This is a genomic window from Aquibaculum sediminis (assembly GCF_040712085.1).
GTDB lineage: Bacteria > Pseudomonadota > Alphaproteobacteria > Kiloniellales > DSM-21159 > Aquibaculum > Aquibaculum sediminis.
In genome coordinates this window covers 117729-133919 of sequence record NZ_JBFCVK010000008.1, presented here as the reverse complement: position 1 = coordinate 133919, position 16191 = coordinate 117729, and the positions used below count along the sequence as shown (strand labels likewise).

General features: G+C 65.5%; 14 protein-coding genes. 6 read left to right on the top strand and 8 right to left on the bottom strand.

The annotated features are described in order from the left end of the window. Nucleotides 1–2: 2 nt before the first annotated feature. The 4 genes from ABZ720_RS13900 to ABZ720_RS13885 are packed head-to-tail and all read right to left on the bottom strand — an operon-like array spanning nt 3 to nt 4638. Nucleotides 3–938: a putative B6 ABC transporter permease subunit 1 gene (locus ABZ720_RS13900; protein WP_366556129.1), complete on the bottom strand. Its 936-nt coding sequence runs from the start codon at nt 936–938 to the stop codon at nt 3–5. A gap of 7 nt (nt 939–945) precedes the next feature. Beyond that, entirely contained in the window at nt 946–1986 is a 1041-nt protein-coding gene (locus tag ABZ720_RS13895; protein ID WP_366556128.1) for a putative B6 ABC transporter permease subunit 2, read from the bottom strand. A gap of 16 nt (nt 1987–2002) precedes the next feature. Then, a complete protein-coding gene (locus ABZ720_RS13890) occupies nt 2003–3553 on the bottom strand; it encodes a putative B6 ABC transporter ATP-binding protein (RefSeq protein ID WP_366556127.1) in 1551 nt (516 codons plus the stop codon). A 44-nt stretch (nt 3554–3597) separates the two neighbouring features. Further along, on the bottom strand, nt 3598–4638 hold the full coding sequence (locus ABZ720_RS13885; RefSeq protein ID WP_366556126.1) for a putative B6 ABC transporter substrate-binding protein: 1041 nt from the start codon (nt 4636–4638) through the stop codon (nt 3598–3600). 417 nt (nt 4639–5055) lie between these two features. Between ABZ720_RS13885 and dctP the strand changes: the two genes are divergently transcribed. From dctP to ABZ720_RS13870, 3 genes are all read left to right on the top strand, one after another. Beyond that, complete coding sequence (dctP, locus tag ABZ720_RS13880; protein WP_366556125.1) at nt 5056–6135, top strand: TRAP transporter substrate-binding protein DctP; 1080 nt, start codon at nt 5056–5058, stop codon at nt 6133–6135. 106 nt (nt 6136–6241) lie between these two features. Continuing rightward, nucleotides 6242–6787, top strand: a complete 546-nt coding sequence (locus ABZ720_RS13875; RefSeq protein WP_366556124.1) for a TRAP transporter small permease — start codon at nt 6242–6244, stop codon at nt 6785–6787. After that, nucleotides 6787–8064 (top strand): TRAP transporter large permease, encoded by a 1278-nt coding sequence (locus ABZ720_RS13870; RefSeq protein ID WP_366556123.1) that lies wholly within the window; start codon nt 6787–6789, stop codon nt 8062–8064. Before ABZ720_RS13875 ends, ABZ720_RS13870 begins: the two co-directional genes overlap by 1 nt. A 10-nt stretch (nt 8065–8074) precedes the next feature. Here ABZ720_RS13870 and ABZ720_RS13865 read toward each other — a convergent pair whose 3' ends face one another. From ABZ720_RS13865 to betI, 4 genes are all read right to left on the bottom strand, one after another. Beyond that, on the bottom strand, nt 8075–9106 hold the full coding sequence (locus tag ABZ720_RS13865; RefSeq protein WP_366556122.1) for a DUF6352 family protein: 1032 nt from the start codon (nt 9104–9106) through the stop codon (nt 8075–8077). Between the two features lie 85 nt (nt 9107–9191). Then, nucleotides 9192–10853: a choline dehydrogenase gene (betA, locus tag ABZ720_RS13860; protein WP_366556121.1), complete on the bottom strand. Its 1662-nt coding sequence runs from the start codon at nt 10851–10853 to the stop codon at nt 9192–9194. Continuing rightward, nucleotides 10853–12313 carry a betaine-aldehyde dehydrogenase gene (betB, locus tag ABZ720_RS13855; protein WP_366556120.1) on the bottom strand — a complete coding sequence of 487 codons (1461 nt, stop codon included), beginning with the start codon at nt 12311–12313 and terminating at the stop codon, nt 10853–10855. The genes betA and betB overlap by 1 nt, the downstream gene beginning before the upstream one ends. 21 nt (nt 12314–12334) lie before the next feature. Continuing rightward, complete coding sequence (betI, locus tag ABZ720_RS13850; protein ID WP_366556119.1) at nt 12335–12937, bottom strand: transcriptional regulator BetI; 603 nt, start codon at nt 12935–12937, stop codon at nt 12335–12337. A 141-nt stretch (nt 12938–13078) separates the two neighbouring features. Between betI and ABZ720_RS13845 the strand changes: the two genes are divergently transcribed. Genes ABZ720_RS13845 through choV form a run of 3 tightly spaced genes read left to right on the top strand, consistent with a single transcriptional unit; the run spans nt 13079 to nt 16111 of the window. Further along, on the top strand, nt 13079–14038 hold the full coding sequence (locus tag ABZ720_RS13845; RefSeq protein ID WP_366556118.1) for a choline ABC transporter substrate-binding protein: 960 nt from the start codon (nt 13079–13081) through the stop codon (nt 14036–14038). 24 nt (nt 14039–14062) lie between these two features. Next, on the top strand, nt 14063–14902 hold the full coding sequence (gene choW, locus ABZ720_RS13840; RefSeq protein WP_366556117.1) for a choline ABC transporter permease subunit: 840 nt from the start codon (nt 14063–14065) through the stop codon (nt 14900–14902). Nucleotides 14903–14905: 3 nt separating this feature from the next. Continuing rightward, complete coding sequence (gene choV / locus ABZ720_RS13835) at nt 14906–16111, top strand: choline ABC transporter ATP-binding protein (RefSeq protein ID WP_366556116.1); 1206 nt, start codon at nt 14906–14908, stop codon at nt 16109–16111. The last annotated feature ends 80 nt before the right edge of the window (nt 16112–16191 follow it).

The window sequence follows — 16191 nt, the reverse complement described above, 5'->3', positions numbered from 1 at the left end:
GGCTATCGCTCTCCGCGGCGATAGGCGCGGGCGAGGGTGGCCGGCAGTGCTGCCCGCCGTCCGAAGAACAGGAGCAGCAGCATCACCGCGGCGAAGGGCAGCATCTGCACCAAGTCCGTAGGCACCCGCAGGCCCGCCACCTGCAGCGCCGTCGTGAGCGAGAGGCATAGCCCGAAGAGCAGCGCACCCAGCAGGATCCAGAGCGGCCGCCCGCGGGCCAGCATGGCCAGGACGATGGCGATGAAGCCGGCACCGCTGGTCATGAAGGGCACGAACAGCCCGGCGCCGACCGTGGCGAGATAGGCCCCGCCCAGTCCGGCCATGGCACCGGTGAAAAGCACGGCCAGGCTGCGGGTGGCGCGCACGGAGACGCCGGCGGCGTCCAGGGCTGCCGGCCGATCCCCGGCCGCCTGCAGGTTCAGGCCGAGCAGGCTGCGGCGGTAGAGCCACGCGAGCAGCGGCACGGCAAGGATTGCCAGATAGACCAGCGGATGACGGTCGAACAGTGCCGGCCCCAGCACGGGTATTTCGGACAGCAGCGGGAGCGGGAGCGTGTCGACCCGGGGCAGGCGCGGATAGCTCTGACTGAACTGCACATGATGCAGCAGCGCGGTCAGTCCCTCCGCGCTAAGGGTGAGCGCAATGCCGACGACGATCTGGTTGAGGCCGAGCCAGACGCACAGCAGCACCATGGGCAGTGCCAGCGCCATTCCGCCCAGCATGCCGGAGAGAAATCCAAGCCAAAGCGAGCCGCTGGACCAGGCGCCGAGGAAGCCGCAGTAGGCGCCCAGCAGCATCATGCCCTCGAGGCCGATGTTGAGCACACCCGCCTTCTCCGACATCTGCTCCCCCAGGCCGGCGAGCAGCAGCGGCAGTCCGGCGGCCAGGCTGCCGGCCAGCAGGGCGGTGAGGAAGGGGGTGGTGAGCAGGCTCTCCATGTCGGCCTCACCCGCGCTTTCGCATCAGCGGCCGCGCCGACAGCCACTCGGTGAGCGCCAGGAAGACCAGGATCAGGGCGACGAGCACCAGCAGAAAGTAGTTGGGCAGGTCGGCGCGCCGTGCCGCCGTTTCGCCGCCGATGGAGAGCACGGCGAAGACGAAGACGAAGAAAATGACCGCCACGCCGTGAAAGCGGGCCAGGAAGACCAGCGGGATCACCAGCAATCCATAGGCGGGATTCCAGTCCGCGCGCACCGTGCCCCAGACCCCGAGTATCTCGACCGCACCGGCCAACCCAGCCAAGCCGGCGCTCAGACCAAAGGCGAGGAAGGTCAGGCCGGTCACGGGCAGGCCGACATGGCGTGCGGTCAGCGGATTGGCGCCGAGGATGCGTAACCGCAGGCCCAGGGCCGTACGAGTCATGACCCAGTGCACCAGCAGCAGCGCCAGCAGCGCGATCACCAGCCCCAAATGCACGGTGCTGCCCAGGAGTCGCGGCAGGCGGTCGGCGGAGGCGAGCGTCAGGGTCTGTGGCGAAGTGGTAGCAGGGTCGTTGAAGGGCAGCTTGATCAGAAGATTGGCCAGGCTGATCCCAAGGAAGGTCATCATCAGCGTGGTGATGATCTCGTTGACGCCGTAGCGCGCTTTCAGGAAGGCCGGCAGCGCCGCCCAGAGTGCCGCCACGACAAAGGCCGCGAGCATGGCAAGGGGCAGGGCCAACCAGGGCGGCAGCGTGGCAGCCAGCCCGGGGGCAAGGGCGGCGGTGATCACCGCCGCCAGCAGGAACTGGCCGTCCACACCCAGGTTCCACAGTCCGGCCCGGAAGGCGACGATCAGGCCGGCGGCCAGCAGCAACAGCGGTGCGCTGCGGGTCAAGCTCTCCTGCAGGCCCAGGCGGCTGAACAGGCCGCGCTCGACAATCGTGGCGTAGAAGCTCACCGGGTCACGGTCCAGCAGCAGGAGCAGCAGCGCGCCACAGGCCAGGGCGAGGAGAAGGGGCAGCAGCGCCTGGAGCAGGCGCCTCACGATCTGCGGGATGTCGATCACTATGTTCTGCCCACCATCATCCGGCCACCATCAAACGTCCGACGGCTTGGCGCGCGTCGGGGCCATTGTCGATGATCCCCACCATGCGGCCGCCTGCCATGACGGCGACCCGGTGGCTGAGCGCCAGGAGCTCGTCGAGGTCGGGCGAGATCAAAAGTGCGGCCACGCCGCTTGCGGCCTGGCGGCGGATGGCAGCATGCGCGAGCTGTTGGGTCTGGAAGTCGAGCCCGTAGGTCGGCTTGTTGTAGATCACCACGCGCGGCTGCCCTTCCAGCTCGCGGGCCAGCAGAAGCTTCTGCACGTTGCCGCCCGAAAGCGAGCCCAGGGGCGTGTTCGGGCCCGGTGCCCGGATGCTGTGTGCGGTGATGGTGTGCTGCGCATAGGCCTCGATCTCGCGCGGTTGCTCGACACCGTGGCGCCAGAAGGGCGCATCGCCGACGCGCTTGAGCAGAAGGTTGAGGCTGATGGGAAAGGCGGGCAGGGTGCCTTCGCCCAGCCGGTCATCGGTCAGGTAGCGCAGGCCGCGCCTCATGCGCTGGGGCACGCTCTTGGCCTCGATGGCTTCGCCGCCCAGTTCGATCCGCCCGGCCAGGGTCGCCCTCTGCCCTGCCAGGGCTTCCGCGAGTTGGCGCTGGCCGTTGCCGTCGATCCCGGCCACGCCGAGGATTTCCCCGGCCGAAAGGCTGAGATCCAAGCCGTCCAGCTGCGGCTCCTGATCACCGCATGCCACCCTCAATCCCTGAACCCGCAGCACGGGGGCCTTTCCCTGGAAGGACGGTGGGGGTGCCGGCGCTGCCCTGGCGGTACCCGGCGCATCGAACATGAGAGAGATGATCTCGGTTTGTGCCTGCTCAGGCCCGCGACGATGCAGGTCTGCGGCTGAGCGGCTGGCCACAAGGCGGCCGGCGCGCAGGATGGAAACGCGGTCTCCGAAAGCCAGTGCTTCGGGTAGCTTGTGAGTGACGAAGAGAATGGCCATGCCCTTCGCAGCCAGGTGGGTGAGGCTGTGTTGCAGGTCTCCCACTGCAGCAGGCGTGAGCATGGCGCTGGCTTCGTCGAGGATCAGGAGACGCCGGCCTTCCCAGAGCGCCTTCACGATCTCGACCATCTGGCGCTCGCCCAGGGACAGGCTCGACAGCAGCGCGTCAGCCGGCAGCCGCACGCCCAACTCGTCGCAGAGCGCCGTGAAACGCCGGCGGGTGGCGATCTGCCTGCGGCCCTGCCACCAGCGTCGCCCGAGCATCAGGTTCTCCAGGACCGTGAGGCTCGGGACCAGGGCGCTGTGCTGATAGACTGTGCCGATGCCCGCCTGCAGGGCCGCGCGCGGCGAGGAAAAGCGCACGGCCTGACCGTCGAGCAAGATTTGGCCTGCGTCCGGTTGCTGCATGCCGGCCAGCAGAGCGATCAGCGTCGACTTGCCGGCGCCGTTCTCCCCCAGCAGGGCATGGATCTCGCCGGCGTGAAGATCGAGCGTGATGGTGTCGTTGGCCAGGACGCCGGGATAGCGCTTCGTGACCTGCTCAAGCCGGATAAGCGGCGGTGCCTTGCCCTGGTGTTGCGCGCTCAAGGTGGATGTCCGGCCCGTTTATCGCGATCTGTGCGGCCGCGCTCTCAGTCCGAAACGGCGGTCATCAGGGCGCGTACGGCCTCGGCCTCGAACTCGGGCTCGACCGTGATCTCGCCGGCGACGATCTGCTTACGCACCTCCATCACCGTCTCCCAGACCTCTGCGGGAATGTGTTCGCTCTGCAGGAGGTAGAGCGACTCGTCTTCCAGGCGGATGCTGTAGCCGCGGGTGCCGAAAGTGCCCTTGCCGAGGTCCTCGATCATGGCCCGATAGACCGGCTCCAGGTTCCAGACCACCGAGGAGAGCAGGTGTCCGCCGTCGATGCTGCTCTTGTCACCGATCACGTCGATGAACCAGATCTTGCCCCCATCCGGAGCGTCGTTGGTTTCCACCGCCTGCAGGATGCCGAAGGTCGAGCCGTTGCCCTGGCCGAAGATGACGTCGGCGCCGGCGGCGATCACCGCATCGGTGACGCGGCGCGCGCCGGCGGCGTCGGCATAGGCGGCCGGACCGATCACGGAATAGCGCAGCTCGATGTCCGGATCGCTGGCGCGGGCGCCCTGGGCAAAGGCGGCCGATTGGCTGTTCCAGGACGGCGGTTCGCCCGAAACCACTATGCCCAGGGTGCCGCTGCGCGACATTTGCGTGGCCAGGACGCCGGCCAGATAGGCGCCTTCATGCCCGCTCAACGTATAGTCGGCCACCAGACCCGGCTGCATGAGGTCGGGGCGGTCGACAATGGCGACCGGCACGCCTGTCTCCTCCGCGATCTCCGGCGCCGTCGTGTTGTAGCCGCTGGCGTGGGCGATCAGCAGGTCGGCGCCTTCGGCGGCCAGTTCGCGCAAGGTGGGGCGCACGTCGCCATAGCCCAGTCCGCTGGCCAGGGTCACGTCGATAGAGAGGGCTTCGCCCACCGCCCGCGCGGCCTTGGCGGCCTGTTGATTCCAGCCGAAATCGTTGGGCTGCTCCGGCGTCAGCACCGCGATGTGGTTGATCCCGGGGTCCTGGGCAGTGGCGGGGGCGATTGCCAGGCCGGCGAGCAGCAGGGCACCAGTGAATGCGGGCAACGACAAACCGAGTGGCATCTTGCGTGTCTCCTTGTCCTGCCTGGGTCCTGCCTGGGTCCTGCCTGGCGGGAAGTTGGCAGGCGGCAGGCGGCGGGCTCCATGTGTGCGGCGCCAAAATGGTTAGAGGCGTGCCGACACCTGACAGCTGTGCCGGCTGGCTCTGGGAATGGTCCCTAGAGTAGAGCGCTATACAGTAATACCCAAGGGCCAATTCCGGCGGCCGATTTGGTTATATGGCGCTATGCGGACGTGAAGGACGTTTGGGTCAGCCGCTTGCTTCATCCGCTTTCATCGGCAGCACATTCACCCTTTCGAGTTTGCCCCTATTCTGCTTGTCGGCTAGGATTGGTCGAGCCAACACGCAAAACGATAATACATGCCAGCTAGAGGTCATAAGCCGGTTGGTCAAAGCCGAACGACAGAAGGGAGTGCTTTATGAAGATCCGTACAATGGGGCGTTTGACGCCCGTTCTCGCCGCCTCGGCAATGCTGGTGACAGCCACCGGAGCCGCGGCGCAGGATTATGAAATGACGATCTCCACCCTCGTGCCGGAGAGCCTCACCAATAACGAGATCTGGCCGGGCCTGGTTCACTTCAAGAGCCTGGTGGAATCCCGCACCGACGGCGATATTGCCGTAACGCTGTTCGGAAACTCCCAGCTGGGCTCCGAAGTCGAAACCGGCAGCCAGGTACAGGCGGGCGGCGCGGCGCTGCAGTCGACCGTGATGTCCTCCGGTGCGATGTCGTCCTTCTATGAGAAGTACCAGGTGGTGACGACGCCGTTCCTCTTTGAAAACTGGCGCCAGGCCTGGACCTTCTTCGACAGCGAATGGTTCGCCGATTTCATGCGGGGCACGATCGAGGAAGCGGACATGCGCTACCTCGGCACTTTCGATGACGGCGGCGGCTTCGTGGCCTTCACCACCCGCGGCAAAATGATCGAGACGGTGGAGGATCTCGAGGGCATGAACATCCGCGTCGAGGAGAATCCCTCGCACGTCGCGACCATGCGTGCCCTGGGCGCCTCGGCAACGCCGCTGCCCTGGGGCGAGGTGGTCACCGCTCTGGAAACCGGTCTGGCCGACGGACAGTTCAACGCGCCGGTGGTCAACACCTCCTTCAACCTCTACGAGGTCACCGACTACACGACCATGACCGGCCATGTGTACAACAGCCAGTCCTGGATGGTGAGCGAGACCTGGTTCCAGACGCTGCCGGACGACTATCAACGCATCATCGTGCAGTCGGCGCGTGAGGCGATCCAGCTGGCGCATGGTGCCTCGGGTGCCCTGGCAACGGCGGCCTGGCAGGAATCCTGCGAGAAGTTCGACGACTGCTACATCATGCCGGCGGACGAGCGTCAACGCATGGCGGAAATGGCGCGCCCGGCCTGGAAGGATTGGATCGTCAACGACTTCGGCATGGATGAAGCCTTGGTCGATGATCTCTGGGCCGAGGTTGATCGCGTCGGTCAGGAGCTGAACGAAGCGGACTTCGAGACCTACGGCCAGTAGGTGCCGGACAACTGGCGGGCGGCGATCGACGCCGTCCGCCGTCGTTCCGTCGGTTGTTTCTTACCTCTTCGTTCGTTTCCTAGAGGCCTAGCCTGGACCTAGTCAGATGCCGCTTCTAGCCGCAGTCCGGCGTGTCAGCGATATCGTCAACACGCTGGCCATTTGGTTGTGTATTGCCTGCGTGCTCGGGATGCTCTGCATCTCCTTCGTGGGTTTCCTGCATATCATGATAACCGGCCGGGCCTTGACCTGGACCTATTCGTTGGCGCGGGTTTTGCTGCCGTGGATCGGCCTGATCTCGGGCACGATCGCGTTGAGGTACGGTGAACACGTTGCCATGACGCTGCTGGCGCAGTTTTTGCCGCGCCCGCTGATCAGGTTCACCCAGGTGCTCTGCCTTGTCGCCATTGCGCTCTTTGGCTTCATGCTGATCTGGTACGGCTGGCCCTTCTTCACGGGCGCGCGCCAGACCTACATGGTTTCCGACCTGATCCGCATCCCGCAGTACTACACAGCCATTGCCGTTCCGCTCAGCGGTGCAATCATTCTTCTGCACCTGTCCCATGGTTTCGCCCTGCTCGGGCACGACACCTCGGCGCAGGAGGCAGTCAGCGAGGCCATCGGTGAAAAACCTTCCAAGCAGGTGACGTGATGGGTCTGGCGATACTTGTATTTGTTGGTTTGCTGCTGATCGGCACACCTATCGCGGTGATCATGGCTTTGTCCGGCGTGGCAGGAAGCTATTCCATCGGCGGCGAACGGATGATGAGCATCATCGCCGACCGCATGTTTGCCGGCGTGTCCTCCTATATGCTGATCGCCATCCCCTATTTCATCTTCACGGCTGAGTTGATGAATCAGGGCGGGCTGACCCAGAAGCTCATCACCTTCAACAACGCGCTGTTCGGTCGAATCAGGGGAGCGCTCAGCCACGTCAACGTGACGGTGTCGGTGTTTTTTGCCGGTCTGACGGGAGCGGCGATCACGGATACGGTGGCTCTGGGCAAGGTCCTGATCCCCTCCATGAAGGAGCAGGGCTACGACGCCGAGTACGCCGCGGCGGTGACGGCCTGCTCTTCGGTCATCGGTCCGATCATCCCGCCGAGCGTGGTGATGGTGGTCTATGCCACGCTGTTGCGCGATGTGTCGGTGATCGATCTCTTCGCCGGCGGCATCCTGCCGGGGCTGGTCATGGCGGCAGCGCTGCTGGTGATCAGCTTTTATCTCTCCTGGCGCCGCGGCTATCCTAAACAGCCGGCCATCTCCTTGCGGGTTGCCGCGCTTTCCTTCCTGGCGGCTCTGCCGGCGCTCTTTGTCCCGGTGATCATTCTTGGCGGCATTCTGTCCGGCATGACGACGATCACCGAAGCCTCCGGTTTTGCCGCGGTCTACACCCTGGTGATCGGCTTCCTGGTCTATCGCAATCTGACCTGGCGCAAGGTCTGGGACGCGCTGATAGTGACGGTGCGTTTCTCGGGCGTGGTTTTCCTGCTGCTTGCGGCTTCTGCAGTGCTGGGCTGGTTCGTCACCCGCTCCGGCATCGCCCACGAGGCCGCGCAGATCATCGTCACGGTGACCGACAATTCCTTTCTGCAGCTCATGCTGGTCGCGGTGTTCCTACTGCTGATCGGCACCGCCATCGATGTCCTCCCGGCTCTGGTGGTGGTGGCCCCGCTGCTGGTCCCGGCCATGATCACGTTGGGGTTCGATCCGCTGCACTTCGCGATCTTCATGATCGTGACCCTGAACATCGCCAACATCACGCCGCCGGTGGGGATGACATTGATGGCAGCGGCGCAGATAGCGCGCATACCCTACGAGCGCGCCATCGTGGCCTCGCTGCCCTTCTATCTGTCCTTCATCGTCGTGATCGTACTGCTGGCCCTGTTCCCGGGCCTGTCCACCTGGATCCCGAGCTTGCTCGGCTGAGTGGGCTCGCTCAGGCCCGCTCGGCCAGAGGCAGGTTCACCAGCAGGTTCTGCGGCTTGAGCCGCAGGCGGCCGTCCGGTGTCATGCACAGGCCCATGTAGACTGGCCGGCCAGACACGCTGGCCGCCATCACGCTGGGGTCCCGGAAGTCGAGCCGGAACAGGGAGAGGAGACGCCGCAGACGGTCTTCCTCCACTTCCTGGCCGTTGTAGAGATCGTTGAGCAGCTGCGATGCTTCGCTGTCCAGGCCCAGATGCCAGACCCAACGCTCGTCGCTGATCTGCTGGACCGGCTGGATCGAGACATCGATGGCCAGGAAATGCGCCACCCAGGCCTCCAGCACGCGGCAGAGTGCGTCGAGACCGGGTGAAGCAAAATTGAGGTTGAGCACGAGATCATGGCGGCTGTCCCGTTCCCAGTACGCGCCGGCATTCTCGGCCTGCATGACCTCGAGATCGACGGAACGCAGAGGCGTTTGCGCCTCCGCCACCAGGCGGCCCAGTGAGCCGAAACCGCCGGTGGTCGCATACATGTCCACCGTTTCCGCGTCGGCCAGCATGATGGCGTCGCCCTCGATGGTGACCATCTGTTCCCGGAAGAAGAGTTCGCCGGCCCGGGCCCGGAAGGGATCCTCGACGCCGTCGAGGACGTGACGCAGGATCACATGCGCCAGTTGATCGAGGAAGAGCGGCGGGACGGGCAACTCCCCTGCCTTCACGTCCGGCGGCGAGAGGAAATAGTAGAGATAGGCCTCTTCCAGGCTGCCGGCCGCCACCAGGCGGTCGCGGAAGGCGAGCCAGATCTGCCAGTTATCGCGCCCGTCCGGATCAGCCAGTCGGGCGAGCCTCGCCTGGCCCACCCGCTCGCGCGGGTTCTTGAGCAGGGTGGCGTGCAGCGCCCGTTCCTCGTCACAGGCCTCCTCCGGAGGCTGCATTTCGGGGCGCTGCAGGTAGGCGCGCAGGAAGTCGTCGGCGGGCAGCAGATAGTCCGCTTCGCTTCGTGTCGTGAAGTGATAGCCACTGTCGCGCCAGAAATCAGGCATGCCGGTCTCCTTTACCCAGAGCTCTATGCCAAGCTCCGCGAGCAGCGTCCAGGGCAGAGCACGTGCAGCCGCATCATAGAACGGATCACCGCTGCTTGCTCTCCCACTCCGGGTGGATCCAGACCGGCGCCTCTGAAGCGGGCAGTGGATCGCGGCCACGGATACGGTCGGCCAGCTTCTCGGCCAACATGATGGTGGGCGCGTTCAGGTTGCCGCTGACGATGTCCGGCATGATCGAGGCGTCCACCACGCGCAGCCCCTCCATGCCGTGCACCCGGCCGTCGCCGTCGACCACTGCCATGGCGTCGCTGTCCGGACCCATGCGGCAGGTGCAGGAGGGGTGGTAGGCGCTTTCGCCGTGCTGGCGCACGAAGGCATCGATGTCCGCGTCGGTTTTCACCTCCGGTCCGGGCGCCAGTTCCGGGCCGCGGTAGGGATCGAAGGCCTGCTGGGCGAAGATCTCCCGCGTCAGGTGGATGGCATCGCGCATCTCCTGCCGGTCATTCTCGGTGCCCATGTAGTTGAACAGGATTTCCGGCGCCTGGCGCGGGTCGGTGGAGCGGATGCGCACGTGGCCGCGGGCCGTGGGGCGCATGGGCCCCACATGGGCCTGGAATCCATGGCCCTTCACTGGATTGGTGCCGTCGTAGTTCATGGCGATGGGCAGGAAGTGATACTGCAGGTTCGGATGCTCGATCCCGGCGCGGCTGCGGATGAAGCCGCCGGCTTCGAACTGGCTGCTGGCGCCGGGGCCGGACTTGAACAGCATCCACTGCAGCCCGACCCAGGGCTTGCTCCACCACTGCGTCGCTGAGTAGAGGCTGATCGGCTGGGTGCAGGCGTGCTGCACGTAAACCTCAAGGTGGTCCTGCAGGTTCTCGCCCACGCCCGGCAGGTCCTGCACCACCTCGATGCCAAGCTCGCGCAGGCGGTCCGCCGGGCCGATGCCGGAGAGTTGGAGCAACTGCGGCGAGTTGATTGCACCGCTGCTGACGATCACCTCCCGGCTGGCGCGCAGGGTTTCGCGTTCATTGCCGCGTGCGATCTCAACACCCACCGCACGCTGCCCCTCGAACATGAGGTTCAAGGTGAGGACGCCGCTTTCCACCGTGACGTTCGGGCGCTGCATGGCCGGATAGAGATAGGCCATGGCCGCGGACCACCGCCGGCCCTTGTGGGTGGTCATATCCATGCGGCCGACGCCTTCCTGACGATGGCCGTTCATATCCTCGGTCACGGCGTAGCCGGCCTGGCGGCCCGCTTCCACCCAGGCCTTGAACAGGGGATTCTCCATCTTGCCGGCGGAGACCTGCAAGGGGCCTTCGCCGCCGCGGTAGTCGTCCGGCCCCAGTTCATGGCTCTGCGCGCGCTTGAAGTAGGGCAAGCAGTCCGCATAGTTCCAGCCGGGCAAGCCGTGCTGGCCCCAACGATCGTAGTCGCGGGCATGGCCGCGGACGTAGGCCATGCCATTGATCGAGGAGGAGCCGCCGAGCACGCGCCCGCGCGGACAATAGAGCGAGCGGCCGTCCATGAAAGGCTCGGGCTCGCTGTTGTAGTACCAATTGAACTTGTCGTTCGCGAGCGGGTAGGCAAGTGCCGCGGGCATATGGATGAAGATCGAGCGGTCCTTGGGACCGGCCTCGAGCACCAGCACACTCACATCCGGGTCTTCCGACAGGCGACTGGCGAGCACGCAGCCGGCCGAGCCGGCGCCGACAATGATGTAGTCGTAGTTCTTGGCACTCATCAGTAGGGGCACTCCACCTCACCCAGTTCCACATAGACCGACTTGAGTTGGCTGTAGTGCTCGATGGCGGCCTTGCCGTTCTCGCGGCCGATGCCGGAGAGCTTGACGCCGCCGAAAGGCATTTCGATCGGGGTGATGTTGTAGTTATTGATCCAGCAGGTGCCCGCCTGCAGGCGGGCGACCGTGCGGTGGGCACGGGTGAGGTCGCGGGTGAAGACCCCGGCGGCGAGGCCATAGGGCGTGGCGTTGGCGCGCTCGATGACTTCCTCTTCCTCGTCGAAGGCCAGCACCGACATGACCGGACCGAAGATCTCCTCTCGCACGATGCTCATCTCATCCCGGCAGCCGGCGAAGACCGTGGGCTCGACGAAGGCGCCGCGGGCGAGGGCGCCTTCGGTCACGCGCTTGCCGCCGATCACGATCTCGGCGCCTTCGGCTTTGCCCTGTTCGATGCAGCCCAGAACCTTCTGCATGTGCTCCTCGCCGATCAGGGCGCCGACTTGCGTTGCCGGATCGAGTGGATCGCCGATGATCATGTTACGGGTGCGCTCCACCAAACGCTCCAGGAAGGTGTCGAGCAGTTTCCGCTGCACGAAGACGCGGGTGCCGTTGGAGCAGACTTCGCCGGCCGAATAGAAATTGCCGAGCATGGCGCCGCTGACCGCCCGGTCCACCTCGGCGTCATCGAAGACAATGAGCGGCGACTTGCCGCCGAGTTCCAGTGTCACGTGCTTCAGGCTGGCGGCGGCATCGGTCATCACCTTGATGCCGGTGCCCACTTCGCCGGTCAGCGAGACTTTGGCGATGCCGGGGTGGCGCGTGAGTCGTTGGCCGGTCTCGGCAAAGCCCTGCACCACGTTGAAGACCCCCGGCGGCATGCCGGCTTCGGCGAAGACCTCCGCCAGTTTCAGGGCGGTTAGGGGGGTCAGCTCCGCCGGCTTGAAGATCATGGCGTTGCCGCAGGCCAGCGCCGGCGCTGCCTTCCAGCAGGCGATCTGCATGGGATAGTTCCAGGCGCCGATGCCGGCGCAGATGCCCAGCGGTTCGCGCCGGGTGTAGGCAAAGGCGCTGCCCAGGTCGATGTGCTCACCGGTGAGGCTCGCCGCCAGGCCGCCGAAATACTCCAGGCAGTCAGCGCCAGAGTGGATGTCGACGGCTTCCGTTTCCTGGATCGGCTTGCCGGTGTCCAGGGTTTCCAGCCGTGCCAGCTCGCCGTTGCGGGCCCGCAGCAGTTGGGCCGCGCGGGTCAGTATCCGACCACGTTCGGCACCGGTCATTGCCGACCAGACCGCAAAGCCGCGGCGGGCGGCCGCCACGGCCGCCTCGACCTCGGCCTCTCCGGCGATGCGCACTTGCGCCAAGATTTCGCCGGTCGCGGGGTTCAGGGTTTCGAAACAGTCGGTCGTGGCGGGCCGGTAGGCGCCGTCGATCCAGGCTTCGAGAATGCCGGTGTCAGTCATGCTCTTGGTCTCTCTTTGATGTCAGGCGGCGGGGCAGGGCAGCCGCTCGCGCCGCAGTAGGGTGTCGACGAACTGCAGGCAGAGCCGCTGTGACTGCTCCGCCTGGGGTGTGTCCCGGGACAGGGCGGCCCGCAGCCAGAGGCCGTCGATCATGGCCGCCAGGGCGATTGCCTGGCGCTCCGCTTCCTCGCCCGGCAGAAGCGAACGCAGGGCATAGCGCAGGTTGGACAGCAGTCGCTGCTCATAGACATGCTGCACGCGCTTGAGGCCCGGCGAATGGGTGAGCTGGCCCCAGAAAGCAAGCCAGACACGGGCGATGCGCGGCTCGAACTGCTCCGGTGCCAGTAGGCCGGAAATGACGGCTTCCAGGCGTGCCCGGGGCGTTCGCGCCCGGCGCAGCTTGGCAACGATGCTGGCGCTGAGATCGCTGGCCAGGCTGCGCAGGGTGGCTTCCAGCAGGCCGTTCTTGTCCCGGAAGTAGTGTGCCACCAAGCCCGAGGAGACGCCCGCGCGGCGGCTGATGGACTGCAGCGTGGTCGCGGCAAAGCCGACGTCATGAATGGATTCGATCGTGGCAGCGATCAACTGCCGGCGACGAAGCTCCTCCACTCCCACCTTGGGCATCGCGACCTCGGCTCCCGGATTCCGACGACTGAAGCAAGAGACTAGGATATTCTTTATTGATTGTTCAATCAAAAACCCGTTTCATAGGGACTCAGCTCGCCATAAGGCGGCACAGTATGAAAAACAGCGGAGGCACAGAGAATGCTCAAATCCGGACGCTTCGCGGCCGCGCTCATGGCCGCCACCCTGCTTTCTGCCGGGCTTTCTGCCGGCGGCGCCCTGGCTGCCGATCCCGAGAGCTGCCAGACGGTCCGCTTCTCCGACGTCGGTTGGACCGACATTACCGCGACCACGGCCACGGCCACGGTCGTGCTCGAAGGTCTGGGCTACACCCCGCGCACCCAGGTGCTGGCGGTGCCGGTGACCTATGCCTCATTGAGCAACGGGGACATCGACGTCTTCCTCGGCAACTGGATGCCCACCATGGAGGGCGACATTGCGCCCTATCGCGAGGATGGCTCGGTGGAGGTGCTGGACCCCAATCTCGAGGGCGCCAAGTACACGCTTGCGACCCTGGCGCCGACGGCGGAAGCGGGCCTGACGGACTTTGCCGACATCGCCGACTTCAGTGAGGAACTCGACGGCCAGATCTATGGCATCGAGCCCGGCAACGATGGCAACCGCCTGATCCTTGAGATGATCGAGGCCGACGCCTTCGGCCTGGGTGACTTCGACCTCGTTGAATCCAGTGAACAGGGCATGCTGGCGCAGGTGTCGCGCGCGGCGCGCCGGGACCAGGCCGTGGTCTTCCTGGGCTGGGAACCGCATCCCATGAACGCCAACCACGACCTAGTTTACCTCGATGGCGGCGATGACTGGTTCGGTCCCGACTACGGCGGCGCCACGGTCTACACCAACGTGCGCGCCGGCTACACCGAGGAATGCCCGAACGTCGGCGCCTTCCTGGAGAACCTCCGCTTCTCGCTGGAAATGGAGAATGAGATCATGGCCGCCATCCTGGATGACGGCGAAGTGCCGGAGCAGGCCGCGCAAGCCTGGCTGACCGACAATCCCGAGGTGCTCGAAGACTGGCTCGAGGGCGTGAGCACGCTCGGCGATGAAGAGGGGCTTCCGGCAGTGCGGGCGCACCTGGGGCTGTAAGCGGTACGCGACGGGGGCTGGGGCATGGAAAGCTGGATCACCGACCACAAGATCCCTTTGGGTCGTTGGATTCGCGATTTCGTCGATCTGCTGAACGAGGAGGCGGACTGGGTTTTCCAGCTGATCTCCGACGTGCTGGCCTTTCTGGTCGGCGGGCTGATCGACATCATGGCCTGGTTCCCGCCGCTGCTGCTCATCGCGCTTTTCGCAGCGCTTGCATGGTGGGTACAGCGCTCCCGCAAGCTGGTGGTGTTGCTCGTCCTTTCGCTGCTGCTGATCGTCAATCTCGGCTACTGGGAAGCGACGATCGAGACGCTCGCCCTGGTGCTCTTCGCCACCTTCTTTTGCATGCTCGTCGGCGTGCCGGTGGGCATTGCCTCGGCGCATCGGCCATGGCTGTACACGGCCATCCGACCCGTGCTCGATCTGATGCAGACGATCCCCACCTTCGTCTATCTGATCCCGACGCTGATCCTGTTCGGGCTGGGGGTGGTGCCGGGCCTGATCTCGACCATCATCTTCGCCATTCCGGCGCCGATTCGCCTGACGCAGTTGGGTATCGCCTCAGTGCCCCGACAGCTCCTGGAGGCCGGTGAGGCTTTCGGCGCCACGCCGCGCCAACTGCTCTGGAAGGTCGAGCTGCCCCACGCACTGCCGACCATCATGGCGGGCCTGACCCAGTGCATCATGCTCAGCCTCTCGATGGTGGTGATTGCCGCGCTGGTGGGCGCAGCGGGGCTCGGCCAACCGGTTGTGCGCGCGCTCAACACGGTCAACATCGGCATGGGCTTCGAGGCCGGTCTCGCCATCGTCATCCTCGCCATCCTGCTGGACCGGGTCTGCAAGCGCCGGGAAGAGGACTGAGCCGTGGCCGACTTCCCCGCAATCGCCTTCGACAAGGTCGACATCGTTTTCGGTGAACAGCCGCAGACCGCGCTGCCGCTGCTCGACGCTGGCCGAACCCGGGGCGAGATTCTCGCCGAAACGGAGACCGTGGTCGGCGTGGCCAACGCCAGCCTCGAGGTGCCGAAAGGCGAGATCTGCGTGCTGATGGGCCTCTCCGGCTCGGGAAAATCCAGCCTGTTGCGCGCGGTCAATCGGCTCAATCCCGTCACCCGCGGCCGGGTGCTGGTCGCACATCAGGGGCGGCAGGTAGACGTCGCCACCTGCGATCGCCGGACCCTGCGCGAGTTGCGCACGCGCAGGATCGGCATGGTCTTTCAGCAGTTCGCATTGCTGCCCTGGCGTACCGTGCGCGAGAATGTGGGCTTCGGCCTCGAACTGCGCGGTATGGACAAGGCCCGGCGCGACGTCGTTGTCGAAGAGAAACTCCAGTTGGTCGGTCTGCAGGACTGGGGCGACAAGCACGCGCACGAGCTTTCGGGCGGCATGCAGCAGCGCGTGGGCCTGGCCCGCGCCTTTGCCACGGATGCCGACATTCTGCTGATGGACGAGCCCTTTTCGGCGCTCGATCCCCTGATCCGCACCCGATTGCAGGACGAACTGCTCGACCTGCAGCAGAAGCTCCACAAGACCATCGTTTTCGTCAGCCACGATCTCGACGAAGCCATGAAGTTGGGCAATCGCATCGCCATCATGGAAGATGGTCGCATCGTTCAGGCGGGGGCCGCCGAGGAAATCGTGCTCAATCCCGCCAGCGAATACGTGGCGGAGTTCGTGGCGCACATGAACCCGCTCAACGTGCTCCGTGGCGCATCGCTTATGACTCCGGCGCGTGAGCTGCGCCGGGAGGATGAGGCGGTGCTGCTCGACCGGGAGGGGCGCTTGCGCCTGCATCTCGACCATCGCGGCCGGCCTGCATGGCTTTCCCTGGATGGCGCCGAAGGCAAGTTGCTGACATGGGAACCGGGCCGCGGTCCGGGTTTCCTTGCCGATGCGACCGTCATTCTGGCGCCGCTCGATTTGACCCTGCGCGATGCGCTGGTGCTGCGCCAGGCCAGCGGTCATCCTGTGGTTCTCGTCGACGGTGAGGGCCGCCTGGCCGGTATCTGCGGTGACGAGGAGATCTATCGCGGGCTGCTGGGCCGGGCGGAAACCCGGCTCGCCGGCTGATTCCGACTGTGGCATCGCAGATGACAATGTGCGGTGGCCGCGCGCGCCACGCGCCAACTTTCGGTTCGGTTGGAACACGA